General features: G+C 32.6%; 24 protein-coding genes. 15 read left to right on the forward strand and 9 right to left on the reverse strand.

Annotation, left to right across the window (positions count from 1 at the left end; genetic code table 11):
• The first annotated feature begins 62 nt into the window (after positions 1–62).
• Positions 63–506, forward strand: a complete 444-nt coding sequence (locus tag P2W65_RS17960) for a hypothetical protein (RefSeq protein ID WP_289659764.1) — start codon at positions 63–65, stop codon at positions 504–506.
• A gap of 194 nt (positions 507–700) precedes the next feature.
• Here the strand turns inward: P2W65_RS17960 and P2W65_RS17965 are convergent, their stop codons facing one another.
• Both P2W65_RS17965 and P2W65_RS17970 read right to left on the reverse strand, forming a co-directional pair.
• Positions 701–1,078: a hypothetical protein gene (locus tag P2W65_RS17965; RefSeq protein WP_289659766.1), complete on the reverse strand. Its 378-nt coding sequence runs from the start codon at positions 1,076–1,078 to the stop codon at positions 701–703.
• An 87-nt stretch (positions 1,079–1,165) separates the two neighbouring features.
• A complete protein-coding gene (locus P2W65_RS17970; RefSeq protein WP_289659768.1) occupies positions 1,166–1,582 on the reverse strand; it encodes a hypothetical protein in 417 nt (138 codons plus the stop codon).
• A gap of 144 nt (positions 1,583–1,726) precedes the next feature.
• Here P2W65_RS17970 and P2W65_RS17975 point away from each other — a divergent pair, with 144 nt between their 5' ends.
• Positions 1,727–2,956 carry a multidrug effflux MFS transporter gene (locus P2W65_RS17975; protein WP_289659770.1) on the forward strand — a complete coding sequence of 410 codons (1,230 nt, stop codon included), beginning with the start codon at positions 1,727–1,729 and terminating at the stop codon, positions 2,954–2,956.
• A gap of 127 nt (positions 2,957–3,083) precedes the next feature.
• On the opposite strand, the gene P2W65_RS17980 is transcribed toward P2W65_RS17975, so the two are convergent.
• The 4 genes from P2W65_RS17980 to P2W65_RS17995 all read right to left on the reverse strand — a co-directional run bounded on the left by P2W65_RS17980 (position 3,084) and on the right by P2W65_RS17995 (position 8,118).
• Positions 3,084–4,349 (reverse strand): NAD(P)/FAD-dependent oxidoreductase, encoded by a 1,266-nt coding sequence (locus P2W65_RS17980; protein WP_109193490.1) that lies wholly within the window; start codon positions 4,347–4,349, stop codon positions 3,084–3,086.
• Between the two features lie 80 nt (positions 4,350–4,429).
• Positions 4,430–5,764: a DEAD/DEAH box helicase gene (locus tag P2W65_RS17985; protein ID WP_289659773.1), complete on the reverse strand. Its 1,335-nt coding sequence runs from the start codon at positions 5,762–5,764 to the stop codon at positions 4,430–4,432.
• A 172-nt stretch (positions 5,765–5,936) separates the two neighbouring features.
• Positions 5,937–7,475: a DEAD/DEAH box helicase gene (locus P2W65_RS17990; protein ID WP_289659775.1), complete on the reverse strand. Its 1,539-nt coding sequence runs from the start codon at positions 7,473–7,475 to the stop codon at positions 5,937–5,939.
• Positions 7,476–7,584: 109 nt separating this feature from the next.
• Complete coding sequence (locus P2W65_RS17995; protein WP_289659777.1) at positions 7,585–8,118, reverse strand: DUF6155 family protein; 534 nt, start codon at positions 8,116–8,118, stop codon at positions 7,585–7,587.
• 103 nt (positions 8,119–8,221) lie between these two features.
• Between P2W65_RS17995 and P2W65_RS18000 the strand changes: the two genes are divergently transcribed.
• Together P2W65_RS18000 and P2W65_RS18005 are read left to right on the forward strand one after the other, a co-directional pair.
• Positions 8,222–8,515 carry a DUF3817 domain-containing protein gene (locus P2W65_RS18000; RefSeq protein ID WP_008464118.1) on the forward strand — a complete coding sequence of 98 codons (294 nt, stop codon included), beginning with the start codon at positions 8,222–8,224 and terminating at the stop codon, positions 8,513–8,515.
• On the forward strand, positions 8,508–9,764 hold the full coding sequence (locus P2W65_RS18005; RefSeq protein ID WP_289659783.1) for a mechanosensitive ion channel family protein: 1,257 nt from the start codon (positions 8,508–8,510) through the stop codon (positions 9,762–9,764). Before P2W65_RS18000 ends, P2W65_RS18005 begins: the two co-directional genes overlap by 8 nt.
• A gap of 146 nt (positions 9,765–9,910) precedes the next feature.
• Here the strand turns inward: P2W65_RS18005 and P2W65_RS18010 are convergent, their stop codons facing one another.
• A complete protein-coding gene (locus P2W65_RS18010) occupies positions 9,911–10,327 on the reverse strand; it encodes a hypothetical protein (protein WP_289659785.1) in 417 nt (138 codons plus the stop codon).
• 82 nt (positions 10,328–10,409) lie between these two features.
• Between P2W65_RS18010 and P2W65_RS18015 the strand changes: the two genes are divergently transcribed.
• The 4 genes from P2W65_RS18015 to P2W65_RS18030 all read left to right on the forward strand — a co-directional run bounded on the left by P2W65_RS18015 (position 10,410) and on the right by P2W65_RS18030 (position 13,038).
• Positions 10,410–10,817 (forward strand): glyoxalase, encoded by a 408-nt coding sequence (locus P2W65_RS18015; protein WP_111369121.1) that lies wholly within the window; start codon positions 10,410–10,412, stop codon positions 10,815–10,817.
• A gap of 20 nt (positions 10,818–10,837) precedes the next feature.
• Positions 10,838–11,407, forward strand: coding sequence for an ankyrin repeat domain-containing protein (locus tag P2W65_RS18020; RefSeq protein ID WP_289659789.1), 570 nt, complete (start codon positions 10,838–10,840; stop codon positions 11,405–11,407).
• A gap of 5 nt (positions 11,408–11,412) precedes the next feature.
• Entirely contained in the window at positions 11,413–11,988 is a 576-nt protein-coding gene (locus P2W65_RS18025; RefSeq protein WP_289659791.1) for a Crp/Fnr family transcriptional regulator, read from the forward strand.
• A gap of 78 nt (positions 11,989–12,066) precedes the next feature.
• Complete coding sequence (locus P2W65_RS18030) at positions 12,067–13,038, forward strand: quinone oxidoreductase family protein (RefSeq protein ID WP_289659793.1); 972 nt, start codon at positions 12,067–12,069, stop codon at positions 13,036–13,038.
• A 58-nt stretch (positions 13,039–13,096) separates the two neighbouring features.
• Here P2W65_RS18030 and P2W65_RS18035 read toward each other — a convergent pair whose 3' ends face one another.
• Together P2W65_RS18035 and P2W65_RS18040 are read right to left on the reverse strand one after the other, a co-directional pair.
• Positions 13,097–14,839 (reverse strand): DUF885 domain-containing protein, encoded by a 1,743-nt coding sequence (locus P2W65_RS18035; RefSeq protein WP_289659795.1) that lies wholly within the window; start codon positions 14,837–14,839, stop codon positions 13,097–13,099.
• A 37-nt stretch (positions 14,840–14,876) separates the two neighbouring features.
• Positions 14,877–16,853 (reverse strand): alpha-ketoacid dehydrogenase subunit alpha/beta, encoded by a 1,977-nt coding sequence (locus tag P2W65_RS18040; RefSeq protein WP_289659797.1) that lies wholly within the window; start codon positions 16,851–16,853, stop codon positions 14,877–14,879.
• Between the two features lie 189 nt (positions 16,854–17,042).
• Between P2W65_RS18040 and P2W65_RS18045 the strand changes: the two genes are divergently transcribed.
• From P2W65_RS18045 to P2W65_RS18075, 7 genes are all read left to right on the forward strand, one after another.
• Positions 17,043–17,993 (forward strand): isopenicillin N synthase family dioxygenase, encoded by a 951-nt coding sequence (locus tag P2W65_RS18045; RefSeq protein ID WP_289659799.1) that lies wholly within the window; start codon positions 17,043–17,045, stop codon positions 17,991–17,993.
• Between the two features lie 115 nt (positions 17,994–18,108).
• Positions 18,109–18,441, forward strand: coding sequence for a translation initiation factor (locus P2W65_RS18050; protein WP_289659801.1), 333 nt, complete (start codon positions 18,109–18,111; stop codon positions 18,439–18,441).
• 115 nt (positions 18,442–18,556) lie between these two features.
• A complete protein-coding gene (locus P2W65_RS18055; protein WP_289659803.1) occupies positions 18,557–19,429 on the forward strand; it encodes a nucleoside phosphorylase in 873 nt (290 codons plus the stop codon).
• The gene (locus tag P2W65_RS18060; RefSeq protein ID WP_289659805.1) at positions 19,429–19,686 is read left to right on the forward strand and encodes a hypothetical protein; all 258 of its coding nucleotides are present in this window, start codon (positions 19,429–19,431) and stop codon (positions 19,684–19,686) included. The genes P2W65_RS18055 and P2W65_RS18060 overlap by 1 nt, the downstream gene beginning before the upstream one ends.
• Positions 19,677–20,069 (forward strand): VOC family protein, encoded by a 393-nt coding sequence (locus tag P2W65_RS18065; protein ID WP_289659807.1) that lies wholly within the window; start codon positions 19,677–19,679, stop codon positions 20,067–20,069. Before P2W65_RS18060 ends, P2W65_RS18065 begins: the two co-directional genes overlap by 10 nt.
• Positions 20,069–20,542, forward strand: coding sequence for a DUF4265 domain-containing protein (locus P2W65_RS18070; protein WP_289659808.1), 474 nt, complete (start codon positions 20,069–20,071; stop codon positions 20,540–20,542). The genes P2W65_RS18065 and P2W65_RS18070 overlap by 1 nt, the downstream gene beginning before the upstream one ends.
• A gap of 57 nt (positions 20,543–20,599) precedes the next feature.
• Positions 20,600–21,451, forward strand: a complete 852-nt coding sequence (locus P2W65_RS18075) for a substrate-binding domain-containing protein (RefSeq protein WP_289659810.1) — start codon at positions 20,600–20,602, stop codon at positions 21,449–21,451.
• Positions 21,452–21,469 lie beyond the last annotated feature (18 nt).

The following is a 21,469-nucleotide window of genomic DNA, read 5'->3' on the forward strand; positions in this document are numbered from 1 at the left end:
TTAAAATTATTGGCATTATATTTGAAAATCTTTAGTAATTATAAACTCACAAATAAAACCACATGAAAAAAATTACTTTATTACTTTTTATTATACTTTCTATTCCTGTTTTTGCTCAAGATTCAGATATGAAAATTTTTTTAGAGAAAAAAGAATCTATTAATATCGACCAATACGATTTGATAAAACAAGTAAATATATTTTATCCTGACATTCTAATTTCTAAAGAAGTTAAAGCCAATTATAAGAATAATTTGAAAGTTAACGAATTTCTATCTGCTGAATTAATTTATCCGAATAGCGGTAAGTTTAAACTTTACAATGTTACAATCATGGATAAAAGACATTTAACTTATACCTTTTTATCAAATGATGATATTTTGACTTATGGTGATGTTCGAATATTTGATGGTAAGACGGTTCGAACCTTGTATCGTTTGTCAGGTGCAAATTCTTTAATGCAATATTTTGTCGATGGTAAATTGATAAATGAAGTAAAAGGATAATTTTACAACTTCAATCAATAAATAAGCCCCAATAAAACGGGGCTTTTTTTATGTTCCGAATTTTTATATATTAGATTTCTTCAAAAATAGGGGTTAAAAATGCTGTTAATAAAGTTGTTAACATCTTCTTGGACATACTGCAAATCATACTATAAATTATAGGTCAAAAATAATACGTCTAAATTTAGACGTTGTTAGTATAATTTGGTTAAAATCATTTCATTAGGAACTAAATCACCGCCACCACGTTTTGTGAATTGCAATACTCCTTCATTTGTTAGTAAAACTGCACTTGAAGAAATTCCATCTTTATCTTTTAGTTTTATTTGAGCTTTATCGCCGTGCGGATACACATATCCAGAAATTTCAAGAATTCCCGAGTTCAATTCTTTATGTTCGCTTGTAACTTCGGCAGTTCCAAAAATCTTATAATTAGATTGCGCAACTGTAATTGTAAAAAAATATTCTTTTTTACAGTCTTTACATTTTTGGTTTGTCCAGGTTCCAGAAAATCGATCTTGAGAAAAAGATTTTAGAGACATTAAAAATGCGATAAAAAGAAATTTTTTCATTGTAAATGGTTTTATTAAAAATTTGGCTCAAATATAAACCAAAAAAGCATCACTATATTGTGATGCTTTTTTGGAAGTTGAACAAAATTATAATTTTTTCAAATAAACTGATTTCCCATTTAAGGAAACATCGATCTGATTTGTTTTTTCGTTAAAAGTTGTTCTCAACGCATTTCCGTTAAATATGGTAACGTCACCATGTACATGACCGGTTTCATTTGATACATAATCAAATTTAACTTTTTTGTTGTCCGGTTCGATGCCTAATTTATAGCTTGAAAATTTAGTTCCCCTTAAATCAAAGTCTTGTTGTGAATCGATAATGTTTCCGTCGGCGTAAAAATTAGTAACAGATTTACTCAATGTAATATCAGGATAATACTGATTTACTTTTTTTAAGAGTTCGTACTGGGCCGTACTTGCATCTTCTTGCTTAGATGTAATGGTTTGGGCAAATGAAATTGATGTGCATAAAACTGCTACTAGTAAAAGGTACTTTCTCATAGTTTTTAATTTAAAGATTAATAAGTTGTTATACCAAATTATAATGGTAATGACTTTAATTTATTGTTATAAACTCCGGGAAGTTATATAACAAGGTACGAAATCTTTACCTTTGCAGAAAATTAAAAGCCCTTTTTTAAGAAAATGACAACAAAAAAATATATTAAACTGATCCTTATTTTAGGTTCTTTAACCGCTCTTGGTCCTTTTTCAATTGATATGTATCTGCCTGGTTTCTCAGGAATTGCAAAAGATTTAAACACAACTGTAGCAAAAGTTTCTATGAGTTTATCTAGTTATTTTATCGGAATTTCTGCCGGACAGTTGCTTTATGGACCTTTATTAGACCGTTTTGGACGTAAAAAACCTTTGTTTATTGGATTATTGGTTTATATTTTAGCGTCCTTGGGCTGTATTTATGTTGCTGATATTGATGCCTTCATATTACTTCGTTTTATTCAAGCTATTGGAAGTTGTGCAGCAACTGTGGCTTCAGTCGCAATGGTTCGTGATTTATTTCCTGTAAAAGATATACCGAAAGTTTTTTCTCTTTTAATGCTTGTAGTCGGGCTTTCGCCAATGCTGGCGCCAACAATTGGTGGTTATGTTACTGAGGATTTAGGTTGGCACGCAGTCTTCTTTATTTTGATGTGTATGGGAATTGTGATTTTAGCTGCGTCACAAATTGGACTTCCTAACACTTACAAACCAGATACTACGATTTCATTAAAACCAAAACCGATTATTGCTAATTTTCTTTCAGTTATAAGAGAGCCTCAATTTTATACATACGCTTTTACGGGAGCAATCGCATTTTCGGGATTGTTTTCTTATGTAGCGGCTTCTCCGATTGTTTTTATGGATATTTATAAAGTGGATGCTAAAACTTATGGATGGATTTTTGCCTTAATGTCGGTTAGTTTTATTGGTTCCAGTCAATTGAATTCTATGTTGTTGAAGAGATTTTCTAGTGAACAGATGATTTTTGGTGCTTTGATTTCACAATCAGTTATCAGTATAATATTTTTAATTTTATCATTAAATAATCTTTTAGGATTGTATGAAACTATTGGAATGTTGTTTTTGTTCTTAGCTTGTTTAGGAATTTCAAATCCGAATACTGCAGGATTAACACTTGCTCCTTTTGCTAAAAATACGGGAAGTGCTTCAGCATTAATGGGGGCTATTCAGTTAGGATTAGGAGCTTTGGCTTCGTTTGCAATTGGAGTTTTTGTGAAAGATTCTGTTGCGCCAATGGTTGCCATTATGACGACTACAACCATTACAGCATTTATTGTCCTTAATATTGGAAAACGTTTTATCAAAAATAAAGTAATACTTTCTGATAGTGATGATGTTATGATTGCTCATTAAAAGTAGAAATTCCAATTTTTTAAATTCCAAAAACTTTAAATCAAATAAGCTTTGCAATAAGCAAGAAAGCCGAAATCAAATAATTTCGGCTTTTGTTTTCATTACAATTCTTTGGAATCTTATTCTTTTAGTTCTGAGTTTTTTTATCTGGTCTAATGATCATTCTAAGAGATTGATCTTTTGCAAAATAAGCCACCATCCAATTCCAGAAAGTATTTAATCTGTTTCTATAAGTGATCAAGGAAATTAAGTGAATAAACAACCAAATAATCCAAGCAAAGAAACCTTTAAAGTGCCATTTTGGACTTGGCAAATCCACAACAGCTTTTGCTTTTCCGATAATTGCCATTGATCCTTTATCGTTGTAAGCAAATGGTTTAAGTGGTTTGTTCGTAACCATTGCTTTAAAGTTTTTAGCCAGATTTAATCCCTGTTGGATTGCAACTTGCGCAACCTGCGGATGTCCGTCAGGGAAATTTTTATCTCCGGCTGTAATGGCAGTATCTCCAATTGCATAAATGTGATCCACGCCATTTACTTTGTTAAATTCATCTGTTGCCATACGTCTTCCGCGGCCATAACTTTCTTTTGGAATTCCTTCGAAAATTTTAGCCGAAACTCCCGCCGCCCAAATTAAGTTTTTGGTTTTGATGGTTTCTCCGTTTTCAAACATTACAGTATCATCAACATAATCAACTACCTTGGTATTTAATTTTACAACAACTCCTAATTTAGTTAAGGCTTCCAAAGTATCTTTTTGAGATTCTTTGCTCATTGGTGCTAATAAAGCATCGCCACCATCAACTAAATAAACGTTGCTTGCAGAAGTATCTAATTCAGGATATTCTTTTAAAAGGATGTTTTTTCGCATTTCGGCAAACATACCGGAAACCTCCACACCTGTCGGCCCCCCTCCTGCTACTACAATTGTAAGTAATTTACGTCTTTTGCGCATGTCTTTACAAATGGCAGCTTTTTCAAGGTTCTTAAGCAGCGTATTACGCATTACGATGGCATCATTTAAGGTTTTCATCGGAATGGCATTTTTCATAACGTTTTCCATACCAAAATAACTCGTTTCTGCTCCAGTGGCAAAAACAAGATAATCGTATTCCAATTCTCCGTTGCTTAAAGTGATTTTCTTTTCAGCGGGAGAAACAGATAATAATTCGCCTAAACGAAAACTTAGATTCTTTTTTCCTGCGAAAAATTTTCTAAATGGATAACTGATGCTGGAAGGCTCTAAAAATGCCGTAGCAACTTGATATATAAGTGGTGGGAAAAAGTTATAATTATTTTTGTCTACAAGGGTTACTTGTATTTGAGGCTGATTTACAAGCTCTTTTGCTAGATTGATTCCTGCAAATCCGCCTCCAATAATGACTATTTTCATATAGGTTGTAATTAATAGGATTATAGAATAATTCCTTATAAAAGTACAACTTTAATAAACAATGACAAAAGTCATATTATTTACTTTTTGAATTTTTTAACTGTTTTATCAACTATATCGATTTTGTTCTGTAAGACATAACTCGCCATTAATTTTTCGATTAGTTCTTCTTTCGTTAAATGATGAAAAACGGTTTTCACTTTTGTTTTTAAATCGGCAGAAAGATCATGATTTGGTTTTGTTTTGAAGATTTGTTTTGCCCATAAAAGCATATTATTTTCTTCAAGACTAGCGGCGGTTGGTTTTTTAAACTCAGAAAATTTAATTCCCAATTCTCTTTCAAAATCAGCAATTTCGAAAACTTCTTCTTGTTGTAATACAGTTAACGAAAGTCCTTTTGCCCCTGCCCTTGCGGTTCTTCCGCTTCGATGTACATAATTTTCGTAAGTGTCAGGTAAGTGGTAGTTAATTACATACGAAATCTCCTTTACATCTATTCCTCTTGCTGCTAAATCGGTTGCAACCAAAATATTAATATGTCCTTCACGAAACTGTTCCATTATTCTATCGCGAATTCCCTGTGTCAAACTTCCATGAAGTGCTCCAGACGAAAATTTATTGATTGCCAGATTCTTAGCCAGTTTATTTACGGCAGCTTTCGTTTTACAGAAAATAATTCCTCTTTCTCCATCTCTTGAATTTAAGAAATGCATTAAGACTTCTAATTTTTCAATTGGGTCAACCACAATATATTCATGATCTATTCCTTCGTTTCCAACAGTTTCCATATTGGCGCTTAGCTGCACTACATTTTTATTCAAATAATTCTGAATCAATTGTTTGATAGCGCCTGGAAGTGTTGCTGAAAATAAAAGCGTGCGACGTTTTTTAGGAAGTTCGGCAACAATCTCGTCCAAACCTTCTTTTAGAATGGCAATCATTTCGTCTGCTTCGTCTAAAACCAAATATTCAGTAGTTTTTAAATCAATTGCTTTGCGCTGAATCAAATCTATTAAACGTCCTGGAGTTGCTACCACAATCTGAGCTCCTTCTTTTAATCTTTCGATTTGCGGTTTTATTGGAGTTCCTCCACAAATGGAAGCAATTGATATACTTGGAATATATTTTGAAAAACCTTCTAAGTTTCTAACAATCTGCTGTCCTAGTTCTCTTGTTGGTACTAAAATCACTGCTTGAACTGCTGTTGATTCTGCATTAACTAATTCTAGTAATGGAAGTCCAAAAGCAGCTGTTTTTCCTGTTCCGGTTTTTGCTAAACCTACAATATCATGATTTTCAGATAGTAAAAGCGGAATTGTTTTTTGTTGAATTTCAGTGGGTTCAACGATATTTAATTCGCCTAAAGCTTTTAGAATTGGCGCTGAAAGTCCTAATGTTGAGAATTGTTTAGACATGTTCTTTAATTTGTTTAAAGTTTCAGGTTTCAAGTTACACCAAAAACTTAATAAGTTGAAAGGAGAAATTACATTTGCTTTGAAATGCTATTTCTCCTTTTATAATTATGATAATATTTTAGATTCCAATAACTTGAAACATGAAACCTGAAACAATTAAACTTTTAAATTATCAATCTGGCTCATTCATGATTTTCTCACGATACTTTTTACCAATTAATAAAGTTAATCTTTGTTTGTAATCATCAACCAGCCATTCACGGTAGTTTTTACTGCATTGGCTTAAACATTTTGAATAACGTTTGATACGATCTTCAATATCATCATCCAGTTCTTTTGCCAGCATTTTAGCTTCCTGAAGTGTTTCTGTGTTATCAACGCACATTCCGGCATGCTGGTCTAAAGATTTATCTAAAACAACTTTAGAACGAAGATTTTGCTTGATGATTAATTTGTGCTCTTCATCAACATCAAAACTCACATCGGCCGTTTTGCTGAATTTAGCACGTAACTCAGCTGGCATGCTGTATTTGAAAAACATCTCAATTTCTTGGTCATCACGAAGGTTTTCCAAATAAAACTCCGGCGATTTAAAAATATGCTGCCAGTTTACAGGATCGCTCCATAAACCAAAACGTGCAGCATTGTTTCCTAAATCGATTACTGTAAATTCATCTTTTCCAGGTAATTTACGAGAACCACGACCGATCATTTGGAAATATAAAGTCAACGATTTTGTTGCTCTATTTAAGATGATGGTTTCTACTGTAGGTTCATCAAAACCAGTTGTCAAAATTCCGACAGAAGTCAAAATTGCGTCAGGAGTCTTTTTAAACCATTGTAATATATCTTTACGTTCTTCAGAACTACTTGTATTATCAAGGTGTCGAATATCGTAACCTGCTTCTCTAAAGGTTTCATAAACGTATAAAGAAGTATGGATACCGTTGTTGAAAATCAACGTTTTCTTACCTAAAGATCGTTCAGTATAAGCATGAAGCAATTTTTCCTGCATTAAAGTATTGGTATACAAATCATCAGATGATTTTACTGTATAATCACCGTTGATCCCAACCTTTAATGAAGTTAATCCAACGTCATAACTATACGTTGTTGCTTTTGCCAAAAATCCTTTATCAATCAATGATCCAATAGTGTCTCCTACAATAAGTTCATTGTAGCTTTGGTGCATTGGCAGCTTTATATTAGAGCTCAAAGGTGTTGCAGTTACCCCAAGAATAAAAGCATTTTTGAATGAGTTTAATAATTTTCTAAAGGAATTGTAATGCGCCTCATCAATAATAACCAAACCGATATTGTCTAAATGAAGTTTTTCATCATTAATACGGTTTTTCAAAGTTTCGACCATCGCCACAAAACAAGAAAAATCATTTTGGTCTGGCAGTTCTTTTACTTTACTATTGATTATTTTGTTTGTAACGCCAAAACCAGTCAACATTTTTGAAGTCTGTTTACATAATTCGATACGATGCGTTAAAACCACCACTTTTTTATCATTGTGTGACAGATAGCGGCGAACGATTTCAGAAAATATTACTGTTTTTCCTCCTCCTGTTGGAAGCTGATACAGTAAATGATGTTTCGGAGGAGCATTGTCTAAACGATCAAAAATAGCATCAATATCGCCTTTTTGGTATGCGTAAAGTTCTTTTTTATCTTCTCTTTGTATTTCTAATGTGTTTTGAGACATTGTTTATTTTTGGATTTTTGCAAAAATACATCGAAAAAACAGTTATTCATCTTTTTTTAACCTAAAATAAATGTTTTTTTTAAACTAAGATTTTTTATGAGAAGGGCGTTTAGTAGTCGATTTTCTCTAAAATTGCCTCAAAATCGTACTTATTTTTCCATTTTTGGTTTACAGTTTCTTCCAAAATACCATTAATTCGCAATTTAAAATCGTTAAAAATTCCATTTGCAACAATAAAATTAACAGCTTGTTCAAAAGAATTAAAGATACTTTTGTAGAATAATTCCTGCTTGATGAAATTTTGAGAAGAATAGGTTTGGGCAATTTCGATATTGTACAACATAATATCAGCCAAAACAAAAGAATCGACTCCAAGCGTCATAAAATGTTTGATCAATTTCTGAGCAACCGATCTTCGCATTTTGGCTTTTGGGCGCCATTTTGCTCCTGGTTTTTTAATCGGGAAATATTCGTGCGAGATTTTGACTTTTGCTTCTTGAAGTAATTTGTCTTCCTTCGGATTGAAAACAAAATCATAATAGGTTTTTACAGGAGCAAATTTTTCATATAATTCAATTAGTTGTTCTTCTAATTGTTCCTTAGTTAATTCTCCTAAATATTTTTTTAAATCTCTTTTACTCATTATCAAAACTTAAGATTACAAAAGTAAATTACTTTCTTAACAAATACCTCAAAAACCAACGATATTACTTAATTTTGCGCGCATAAACTTAAAAAATATATACATGCTCAAGATTTTCAAAGTTACCGCAATTTTAGAGGGAATCTCTTATTTAGTATTATTTGCTAATATGTTGATTATCAAAAATAATAATCCTGAACTTTATCATACATTATTACGTCCTTTAGGAATGACACATGGAGTGTTATTTATTGGCTATATCCTTCTGGCTTTTTTATTGAAAAAATCAATGAATTGGGATTTAAAAACTTTCGCCATTATTCTGGTTGCTTCACTTATTCCTTTTGGAACTTTTTATATTGAGAAAAAGTATTTAGAAACTAAAGCAAATGCATAAGCTTTTGGATAAAATATTTAATTTTTTATACCCCGTTTTCAGAGATTGGGGAATGAGTCGTAATGTTGCGTCTTATACCAGTTTAATCTTTAATATTGCTATTTTAATAGCTCTGGCCTATATAATTTATTATGCGGCCAAATTTATATTAGTCACTTTGACGGCCGTTTTTGCACAGCGTACCAAAACAAAGTTTGACGATTATTTAATTCAAAACAAAACAACCAGATATACAGCTTATCTAATTCCGTTTTTCTTTATTTACAAAGCAGTTCCCGTCATTTTAGATAAATATGAATATTGGGAACTGATTTTTGGAAAAATTGTCGGTGTATATATCGTTTTGCTAGGATTATGGATTGTTCGAACTGTTTTTAATTCGCTGCGAGATTATTTAAAACAAAAACCAGAATACAGCGATAAACCAATTGACAGTTTCGTTCAGGTTATTATGATTGTGCTCTGGATTTTTGGAGTTGCGATGATTATTTCGACTTTATTCGGAATCAAAAAAGGTGAATTATTAACCATTCTTGGAACGCTTTCAGCTATTATCATCTTGATTTTTAGGGATACTATTTTAGGATTTGTTTCGAGTGTCCAGGTTGCCATAAACGATATGGTTCGTATTGGAGACTGGATTACAATGGATAAGTTTGGTGCCGATGGAGATGTTATCGAAATCAATTTGACAACAGTAAAAGTTCGAAATTTTGATAATACCATTACCACTATTCCAACTTACGCTTTAAGTTCAGATTCTTTTCAGAATTGGCGTGGCATGCAAAAATCTGATGGGAGACGTATTAAAAGACATGTCTTAATCAAAAGCAGTACCATTCGTTTTTTAAATGACGAAGATTTACAGCAATTAAGAAAAGTCCAGTTGATTACATCTTATATTGACAGCCGACAAACTGAAATTGATCGATACAATGATTTGAGAGGTGTTGATAAAACGCTTTCGCTGAATGGACGAAATATGACCAATTTAGGTTTGTTTCGAAAATATATCATGCAGTATTTAGTCAATCATCCGGGATTGAACAAAGACATGCATATCATGTGCAGGCAATTGCAGTCTACAGCGCACGGAGTTCCGTTAGAAATTTATGTTTTCTCAAGTGATAAACGGTGGGCAAACTACGAATATATCATGGCGGATATTTTCGATCACGTAATGGCTTCTGTAAAATATTTTGATTTGGAAATATTTGAACTTCCTTCTACAATAGGGAAATTTGAATAGGTTCTTTTAATTTAACCGCAAAGAACGCAAGTTTTTTATATACTGAACTTGAAAAAAACGTAAAGTTCGCAAAGCTTTGTGTAAAAAACTTTGCGAACCTTGCGTAAATCTTTGCGTTCTTCGCGGTTAAACTTTTAAATCTGAGACTACTCAGTCACTTCTTCAAAAACAAATTCGGCATTATTATATTCAATTGGAACTCCTGGAACAAAGCACGGAAGATTAAAATAAGTGCCTATTACTCCTTTTCCTAAAAAGAGTTTGTTGTCTTTCTTTAAAAGAGCAAGAGGAACTCTTTTCCAGCTGCCACCGAAAGAAATATAATGATAATCACCGCGAAGGGTGTCGCCTCTTAAATCGCCTCTAACATCTCCAGAATCTTTTCCAAATCCATAATGAAAGATTTCGTATCGACCGTAAAAACGTTTGTTGTTGATATGTATATCCAAAACGGCTGTATCTTTATTGTTTACAGCACGATAGAATTTATGATTGTATTTTTCTTTATTTTCTTTCGAATTACAAGAAACTATTAATAGACAGAGAAATAGAGCTAATCGCATATTTTATTTTTATAAAAAAACAAAAATAGGTTTTACCATGGGATTATTTCTTTAACTTTAAGAAAAACTTTAAACAAATACCATGGAAGATAGAGACACTTTTTTAAAAGAATTCAGAGGCGAAACTTTAGGAACCGTAAGTGCTCAATCTTCTGCAGATGAGATCTTTCAAAATCAGACGATAAGGCCTATTTTAAAATTGCAGAATGATTTATTTATAGCCGTTTTTATTAATTACGTAAACAAAAATAAACCTGATTTTTATTCGTATTCGGTCGAAAAGAAATTGCAGACAATTGAAAATTCTATTCAAAAAGATATCAAATTCAGAAATTCATTAAAAGGAATCGTTATGGCGCTCTTTACAGTTGATGAATACAATACCTATATTCAGAATTCTTCTGACTTAAATAAGCGAATGATGAATTTACTAATTGACCGATTGAAAAATCAGGTGCAGTTGTTTGAAGTGGAATCGGATTCGAAGTAAAATCTTAAGTCGAGAAAGTAATGAATAAAATTTTATACTTTTTCTTTCTAATTTTTATTATCTCCTGCAACATAAAGGATAAGGAAAGATGGGATGATGAAAAAGAATATTGGTCTCCGCTTATGGAGGCTATTTATAACAACGATAGTGAAGAATTTACGGAATTAATAAATCAAAATGTCGATGTGAATTTTATAGCTAATGGTAAAAATACCCGTTGGGCTTTAAGCGCATTAGATGTTGCTTTGTTTATGAATAATGATATTGCGGTAGAAAAACTGTTGAATACCGATAAAATAAAAAATTTAAATAATTATATGATTCTGGCGGCCAGTCAAAATAATGCTAGAAACGTGCAATTATTGATTAATCATGGTGCAGATCCAAATAAATCATTAGAAAATGGATATAGTGCTTTAATGAGCGCGTCAAGCTTTGGTTCGATCGAAGTTGTAGAATGTCTTTTGAAAAATGATGCAAATCCGAATCTTAATAGAGGAATTGATAATATGACTGCTATAAAATATGCAGAAATGAATGGTGATGCAGCAAAAGTGAAATTACTCATAAAATATGGAGCTAAAAAATAATCAAAATGTTCAGTCAATTCAGAGATAAATTCGCTTTATCAGAAGAAAAATGGAACGAGTACATCAGTTATTTCAACCGTCTTGAAGTTCCTGCGAAAACAACGCTTCTAGAAGAAGGAGAAATTTCTAAAAAACTTTTTGTCATTGAAAAAGGCTGTATTCGGGTTTGGTTTAATCATAACGGAAAAGACTTAACTTCTCAATTCTTTTTTGAAAATCAAAGTGTGGCTTCGATTGAAAGTTTTATGAAGAAATTTCCAAGTCCTGTTTTTGTGGAAACAATTGAATCATCTATTTTATGGTGGATTCATAAAAACGATGTGGATACAATCATAGAAGAAATCAAAGAAATTCCAGAACTAAGAGACCGATTAATCGATATGCTTTTTCAAAGAACATTTGATTACATGAAACACTTTTTTTCTTTCATAAAAGATTCTCCTGCCCAACGTTATCTAAGTTTAATTGAAGAAAAACCTCAGATTGTTCAAAGAGTTCCGCAGCATTATATTGCTTCTTATTTGGGTGTGAGTACTGTACATTTAAGCAGAATAAAAAGTAAACTCCTGAACGAAAAATAACTCGATTTTATTTGATAACAAATGTTATCGTCTAGCTATAAACGGCTGTCTAATTTTGCTTCATAAAATTTAATAATTATGAAAGCAGTAGTAGTTTATAGAAAAGGCGAATCGCCAAAATATGCAGAATTTGAAGTGCCAATTCCATCAAATGAAAATGAAGTTTTAGTTTCGGTAAAAGCCGTAGCGATTACTAATTTGGACAAAGGAATTGCCAGTGGCAATCATTATTCTTCTGAAAAAGATAACCAAAAAGGATTTATAGTTGGCAGTGACGGAGTTGGTGTTTTAGAAAACGGAACAAAAGTCTATGCACGTGGTATTTCCGGAACAATAGCCGAAAAAGCTTTGGTTGAGAAAAACAGAATGGTTGTTTTGCCAACTGAAATAGATGATGCAATAGCCGCGGCGATACCCAATGCAGTTGCAGGTTCTGCAATGGCACTTCGTTTTAGAGCTGGAATAAAACCAAGAGAAACTGTTTTGATAAATGGTGCAACGGGGTTCACAGGACAAATGGCGATTCAGATCGCAAAACATTATGGAGCCAAAAAAGTAATTGTGACAGGAAGAAACGAGAAAGTTTTTGAAAATCTTAAAGAATTAGGTGCTGATGTAACTATTTCATTAAAACAAGATGATGCTTCATTTATTTCTGAGTTGAAAGAAATTCATCAAGAAACGCCAATCGATATTGTGATTGATTATTTGTGGGGACATGCAGCTGAACTTATTTTTTCAGTTTTAAAAGGAAATGGAAAATTCACGAATAAAACCAGATATGTTTCTGTTGGCTCAATGTCTGGCGATATCATTCAATTATCGGCACAAACTCTTAGAAGTGTTGATTTACAGCTTTCAGGATCTGGTTTAGGAAGCTGGAAAAGAGATGAAGTGAAACTCTTATTTTTAGAAATACTTCCTGAAATGTTTCTTTTAGCTTCGCGAAATAAATTAAAAGTAAATATTGAAAAAGTAAATCTAATCGATATCGAAGAAAAGTGGAATGCAGAAGTTCTTGATGGAAAACGATTAGTTGTTATGATATAAATAAAAAGAGGGGTTAACTTTTGAAAGCTAAACCCTCTTTTTGGAAAAATTAAAAAACTTATTCTTCAGAAAGCATTAATTCTTTAATGTATTTTACTGGAGCGCTTCCAAAACTTAGGAATTTCTCGTGGAATTTTTTCAAGTTGAACTTGTCTCCTTCTTTTTTCTTAAGTTCTTCTCTTAGATTATAAATTTCTGTATAACCTGTAAAATAAGAGCATAATTGAACTTGGGATAGAGTAACACGTTTCCATTTTCCATCTGCTTCCGCTTGCTGTTGAAAAGCTTCTTTAGTAAGAAGTTTAATCGCATCTTCTTTAGACATGTTTTGAGTGTGTACGCTAATATCTAAGATCGTGTTACAAGTTGTTCTTAAGTTCCATTTGTAATACATCAACCACATTTCATCAGAGTTCTTATAACCGCTTTCCAGCATCATTTTTTCAGCATAAACTGCCCAGCCTTCGATCATGGCTCCGTTTCCTAAAATAGATTTTATAATACTTGGCGATTGATTACTGTAAACCAATTGTGTGTAATGCCCTGGTATTGCTTCGTGAATATTTAAGATTTGCAAAATATAATCGTTGTATTCTCTCAAATAACTTTCTGCATTTTGCTTTGTCCATCCAGCCATACTTCCAACATTGTAATACGTATTAGCATTTTTATCATACGGACCGGGAGCAGAAATTGAAGCTCCTGCAACTCCTGCCATATATGCTGGTTCTTTGCGTACTACCAATGGTTTTGAAGGATCAATGTATAATAAATCTTTTGCTTTTACATAAGCCGTTAACTCCGGAATTTGTTTTTCAATTTCAGATTGGAATTTTTCTGGTGTGGTGTGTTTTAAAGAAATTTCATCAATTACTTGTTTGATTAATTCCAGTTTATCAGTTGGTTTTACAGCATTTCCTTTGTATTTGGTCCAAAGTTTATCTGCTAAAACAAACATTTTTTCATGAAGATCTTTCTTATGATCTATGGCAATTTTATAGATTTCATCTACAGAATAACCTGATTGAATGTCGCAGTCAAATTTTTTGGCATATAATTCAGTTCCTAATCTAAAAGAGCGAGGTGTTTTATTTGGCAGTTTCTTTAACCATTCTGCGTAATCGGTAATTGCTTTTACAGAAACAGTGGCTTTCTCCAAAATTTCTTTCTTTTCTGTCTCGGACAATTTACTTTTCTCTAAAGCCTTTTTAAGATCATCCTGAAAAACTGAAGATCCCCCAATATTTTGTGCAATAGCAAGTTCTGTATGTTCTACAGTAGGATTTTTAATATTTTTCTTGGCAGCTTCATAGTAAGCAGGAATTTCATTCATTTTCGTATTGAAGGCTCTTAAACGAATTTCCAGACTATCGTAATTTCCATTCAAAATTTCAGCAAAAGAACCGCAAACATTATATTCTGATGGATTCCATTCAGACGATTTTAATTCTTTAATACTAAAAATAATACCATCTAATTGGTTCTTAATCATATGAAAATCTGTCTTATTGTTGTTAGAAAGATTATCGATGTTATAAGATTTTAAAGAATCTAATTGGGCTTTTGCAAAATCCAATTGTTTTTGATCTTCTTTTGCATCAGGAATAATTAAAATACTGTCATACTTATGAAATCCAACGCCTGAAGCCCAGCCTGGATAAATTTTCCATAAGGAAGAAACAAAATAATCTTTGTAACTGTCAAATTTTTTATTTAAATCTTTGTCCTCAGCAGATTTTGCATTTTTTGCACAAGAGGCTAAAAGCAAAACGGTAAAGAAGGACACGCAAATTTTTTTCATATCTAAAGGTTTAATTAGTGTTTTATAGAGGAAAGAATTAATAATCTAATAATTCTTTTAAAGTTGTTTCGAATCTATTTCTTGGCAGAAACTGATCTTCTAAAGCTTTTGTAAATGGAATTGGCGAATCTAAACTCGCTACTCTTTTTATAGGAGCATCAAGGTATTCAAAACAGTTTTCCATAATCAATGCCGAAATATCACTTGCAATTCCGCCAAAAAGAGTGTCTTCTTGATAGATTATAGCTTTTCCAGTCTTTTTTACTGAAGCAAAAATGGTTTCGACATCTAATGGTTGTAAAGTTCTTAAATCGATTAAATCCGCATCAATCTCTGGATTATTTGCTAACGTTTCTAAAGCCCAGTGAACTGGAGCTCCAAAAGTTATAATGGTGACCGCATTTCCTTCTTTTATCAAAGCAGCTTTGCCAAAAGGAATCGTATAATAATCTTTTGGGACTTCTTGATAAATACTGCGATACAATAATTTATGTTCGAAAAATAATACCGGATTCGGATCATTTATCGAAGTGTTTAAAAGTCCTTTAGCATCATAGGGAAAAGCTGGATAAACTACTTTTAAACCTGGTGTTTTAGTAAACCAAGCTTCGTTGGTCTGTGAATGAAATGGTCCGGCTTGAGTGCCACCTCCGCAAGGCATACGAACAACAACATCTGCTTTTTCGCCCCAGCGATAATGTGATTTTGCTAATAAATTTACGATCGGATTAAATCCTGTAGATACAAAATCTGCAAATTGCATTTCTACGATTGCTTTATAATTATTTATAGATAATCCCATTGCTGCAGAAACAACAGCGCTTTCACAGATTGGTGTATTTCGTATTCTATCTTTTCCAAAAACGTCAACAAAATTATCTGTGATTTTAAAAGCTCCACCATATTCCGCAATATCCTGCCCCATAATGACAAGGTTTTTATGACGCCACATAGACTGTTCTAAACTATTTCGGATAGCATCTATAAAACGAATATTTTCAGATTCAGGATTAGGACTATATTCCTCATATTGAAACTCTTTATAAACATCATCTAATTCTCCGCTGTAAGTTGGCTCAATTTCGGGTTCTGCATTTGCCTTTGTCCAGTTTTCATCGATTTCCTGTTTGATTTCAGCATGAAATTGATCATCAAGTTCTGTTGTAAGTACGCCGATTTCTATTAGATATTTTCTGTAATTACTAACAGGATCTTTCTGCTCCCATTGATTCATTAGTTCTTGAGGAACGTATTTTGTACCACTCGCCTCTTCGTGTCCGCGCATTCTGAAAGTTTTAAATTCCAATAAAATCGGTCGCGGATTCTCCTGCATTTCTTGCTTTAGTTGAGACAGTTTATTGTAAATTTCAACGATATTATTTCCATCTATAATCCAGCTTTCTATTCCGTAACCAATTCCTTTATCTGCAAGATTTTCACAGGCATATTGTTCATTTGTTGGTGTTGAAAGTCCATAGCCGTTATTTTCGACAATAAACATCACAGGAAGTCTCCAGACCGCTGCGATATTTAATGCTTCATGAAAATCGCCTTCACTTGTTGCTCCTTCTCCTGTAAAAACAGCTGTAATTTTTTTGTTGTCTTGGAGTTTATTGGCTAATGCGATCCCATCAGCAATTCCTAGCTGTGGCCCCAAATGCGAAATCATTCCAATAATGTTGTATTCCTGAGTTCCAAAGTGAAAACTTCTGTCACGGCCTTTTGTAAAACCGTTTGCTTTTCCCTGCCATTGTAAAAACAAACGATGCAGCGGAATTTCTCGTGTTGTAAAAACACCTAGATTTCGGTGCATCGGAAGTATGTATTCGGATTTATCCAATACAGCCGTAACACCAACGGCAATTGCCTCCTGCCCGATCCCTGAAAACCATTTAGAAACTTTACCTTGACGAATCAAGATGAGCATCTTTTCTTCGATTAATCGAGGTTTTAATATTTTTTTATATAAATCTAATAATTGAAGGTCAGTAAGGTTTTGTCGGTAAAAAATCATGTGGTTATTTTGTTTTTTTAGTGTTTCAAATATAACAATTTGCGCCAATTTTATTGGATTCTGAAATATTTTTTTAGTCAGAAACCTTCTTTTCATAGCCGAGCTTAAGATTATTTTCTAAAATATTCTCTACCTTTGTTTACGAAAGGTGCTTATGACACCTCTCTTTTAAAATAAAAAATGTAAAGTATGCAAAACATTCCTAGTGTAGACTTACGTGATTTCCTTTCGGACGACCCGAAACGTAAACAAAAATTTGTAAATGAAATCGGCAGTGCATTTGAAAACATTGGCTTCGTAGCTTTAAAAGGTCATTTTCTTGATGATCAATTGGTAAACGAACTTTATGGCGAAATTAGAAACTTCTTCGCCTTGCCAATAGAAACTAAGCATAATTATGAAATTCCTGGAATTGGCGGTCAAAGAGGTTATGTTTCTTTTGGAAAAGAACATGCTAAAGGACGCAAAGAAGGAGATTTAAAAGAATTCTGGCATTTTGGTCAATACGTTGACGCAGATTCTAGATGGGCTTCAGAATATCCTGAAAATGTTGAAGTAACTGAATTACCACGCTTTAACGTTGTAGGTAAAGAGGCATATCAAAAATTAGAGAAAACTGGAGTTTATGTATTAAGAGCTTTAGCTTTACATTTAGGCCTAGATGAGTTTTATTTTGATGAATATGCAAAAGAAGGAAACTCTATTTTAAGACCAATTCATTATCCACCAATTACTTCTGAACCAGAAAATGCAATTCGTGCGGCAGCTCACGGTGACATCAATTTGATTACGTTATTGATGGGAGCTCAAGGTAAAGGATTACAAGTGCAGAATCATAATGGAGACTGGATTGATGCTATCGCAGAAGATGACGAACTAGTAATTAATGTTGGAGATATGTTATCTAGACATACCAACAACAAATTAAAATCAACAATTCACCAAGTGGTTAATCCACCAAGAGAATTATGGGGAACTTCACGTTATTCTATTCCGTTTTTTATGCACCCGGTAAGCGATATGCGTTTGGATTGTTTAGAAAACTGTATTGATGAAGAAAATCCAAAAAAATATGAGGATATTTCTGCTGGCGAATTTCTACATGAACGTTTAGTAGAATTAGGTTTAATTAAAAAATAAACTTAAATAAATTCCATTTTATTAAAAATTCCAAATTCCGACTTTCTGTTGGAGTTTGGAATTTATTTTTAAATATCTTTATACTTGGAATTTATTTTTTAGCAATGAATAAAATATGGACTTAAAAGATCAATTAAAGAACTTGTTTCCTGATCACATTGAAATAAATGAACCAGAACAAGCTGAAGAGCAAGAACATGTATTGTATGTTCAGAAAGAACCAATGATCTGTAAATTTGAGAAAAGAAAAGGAAAAGCAACCACAATTATCGAAGGCTATGAAGGATCTGACGAAGATTTTAAAATTTTAGCCAAAGAAATAAAAACCAAATTGAGCGTTGGAGGAACTTTTAAAGATGATTCGATTATCATTCAAGGTGATTATCGTGATAAAATAATGGCTATCTTAAAAGAGAAAGGATTTAAAACAAAACGTGTAGGAGGATAATAATTTTAGATTTCAGAATTTAGATTCCAGATCAGTATTTGGAATTTAGTTATTTTAATTTTTAGATTAAAAGCTTAGAACCTCAGTATCCCATAACCTTAGCAACTTAAAAAAAATGATTCAATCATCAGAATTAATACTAAACCCAGATGGAAGTGTTTACCATTTAAACCTTCGTCCTGAACATATTGCTCACAACATTATTTTTGTTGGAGACCAAAACAGAGTTGAAAAAATTACGCAATTTTTTGATTCAATAGAATATTCAGCTCAAAAAAGAGAATTTAAAACCCAGACTGGTATTTATAAAGGTAAAAGAATTTCTGTGATTTCGACAGGGATTGGCCCAGACAATATTGATATTGTTCTAAACGAATTAGATGCCCTAGTTAATATTGATTTAAATACAAGAGAACCAAAACAAACCTTAACTTCACTAAATATTATCCGTATTGGAACTTCTGGTTCTTTACAGGAAGATATTCCGGTTGACAGTTTTGTAATGTCAAAATTTGGTTTAGGATTGGATAATATGCTTCGCTCCTACCTAATTGAAGACGTTTCGATTACTGCAATTGAAGATGCATTTGTAAAACACACCAATTGGGATCCTAAAAAAGGAAAACCTTATGTGACACAATGTTCTGAAGAATTAGAAAAGTTAATAGAATCGGATAAAATTTTTAAAGGAATCACGGCTACTGCAGGAGGATTTTACGGTCCGCAGGGAAGAGTTTTACGTTTAAATATTCAAGACGAAGAATTAAATAATAAAATGGATAATTTTAGTTTTAATGAAACTAAAATCACTAATTTAGAAATGGAAACGGCAGCAATTTACGGACTTTCGGCTCTTTTAGGTCATAATGCCCTATCGCTGAATGCAATTATTGCTAATCGAGCATCTGGAACTTTTAGTGAAGATCCATATAAGGCTGTTGATGAGTTAATTGCTTATACATTGAATAAATTGGCAGGTAAAAACTAATGCTTGCACATTTTATTGGAGATCCTATAAGAAAGTTTACGCTGGGAATTGGAGGTTTATTCAGGTGGTGTTTGTTTAGATTTTTAAATGCAGCGATTGAAGATAAATATCCTAAAAACTTGGACTATTATTTAGATCAAAGAAATGAAATTGTAGATAAAAACGGTTTTACGACTGCCCAGAAGAATTTTTTGGCAGGAATTTTTCTTTTTATATTTTTTATATTGCTTATTAATAAGATAGAAGGATGTTTTTAAGAATTGCACGACATACAAATGATTTAAAGAAAATTGAAGATTTTTATGTAGATATTCTGGGTTTTGAATTATTGGGCGGTTTTGAGAAACACAATAATTATGACGGAATTTTTATTGGAAAAGCAGGTCTAGACTGGCATTTTGAATTTACACAGTCCAATGTTAAAGCTAATCATTCTTTTGATGAAGATGATATTACAGTACTTTATCCAAAGACGATTTTAACTTATAAGGAACTAATAAATAAACTTACACACCACAATATTCCAACCATAGAACCGATTAATCCATTCTGGAAGGAAAACGGAAAAATGATTCAGGATCCAGACGGCTATAGAATTGTAATATCATCATTAAAAGCCATAATAAACGAAATTGAATAATGTCTGAAACTCATAAAAAAATACTATTTAAATATTACAGCGATTATCTGGACGAAGTAGTTTCTGAAACCATGTGGGCAGAAATTTTAGATTTAGAAAAAGGACTTTTTAAATTGGATAATATTCCATTTTTTGGCCCTTTAATTGCTACAGACGATATTTTTTATGCAGAATACGATGAAACAGAAGCGCGTTTCATGCATAGGAAAACGATACAAAACTCAGGAAACTCGATTGTTCAGATTGCTATTTTAGAAAAAGGATTTGACGCAGCAATCATTCGCGAAAAATTAAAGGCAATAAATTGTTTATCAGAGGAACTAAACGAAACATTTTTTGCTGTAGAAATTGTAAAAGATGTAGATTATGCTTTGGTAAGAAGTCTGTTGAACGAATATGAGTCGCAGGAAATTATCGAATATGCAGAACCTTGTCTTTCAGAAAAACATCGTACAGATTTACTGAAAAACTAAACAACCTTAATACGCATACGCATACCAAACAGGCAACTTAACTTAAACTTAGAATAAATGAAAACTGTCAAAATTGCGGGTGTTCCGGAACACTTCAATTTGCCATGGCATCTGTGTATTGAAAATGGCGAATTTGAAGCAGAGAACATCGACTTACAATGGAGGAATGTTCCCGAAGGCACTGGGAAAATGTGTCAAATGCTGCGAGATGGCGAAACAGATTTAGCGGTTATTTTAACCGAAGGAATCTTAAAGGATATTGCAGCAGGAAATCCCAGTAAAATTGTCCAGATTTATGTGCAATCACCTTTAATTTGGGGAATTCACGTTGCGGCAAAATCTGATTTTCAAACTCTCAAAGATTTGAAAAACAAAAAAGCTGCTATTTCAAGAGTAGGATCTGGATCTCAGTTGATGGCTTATGTTAACGCAAGTGAACAAGGCTGGCAGCCTGATGATTTGGAATTTGAAATCGTAAATACTATTGACGGAGCTGTAGATGCTTTAAACAACCAGAAAGCGGATTATTTTATGTGGGAGCGTTTTATGACAAAACCTCTTGTAGATCAAGGTATATTTAGACGTATTGACGACTGCCCTACTCCTTGGCCATCTTTTATTATTGCAGTCCGCGACGAATTCTTAAAAAAGAATCCTAAAGTGGTAGAGAAAATTTTAGATATCATCAACAAAACAACAGTTGATTTTAAAGAAATTCCAGAAATAGACAAGAAATTATCGAAGCTTTTCAATCAGAAAGCATCAGATATAAAAGAATGGCTGAAATTAACACAATGGTCACAGAAAAATTTAACAGAAAAGTCTTTTAATAAAATTCAAAATCAATTATTTGATCTGGGAATTATTGATAAAAAAAGTATTTTTGTAGAAACCGTAAAAGCACTGTAATATTGCTTTTTTGATTCG

The organism is Flavobacterium panacagri, assembly GCF_030378165.1.
Lineage (GTDB): Bacteria > Bacteroidota > Bacteroidia > Flavobacteriales > Flavobacteriaceae > Flavobacterium > Flavobacterium panacagri.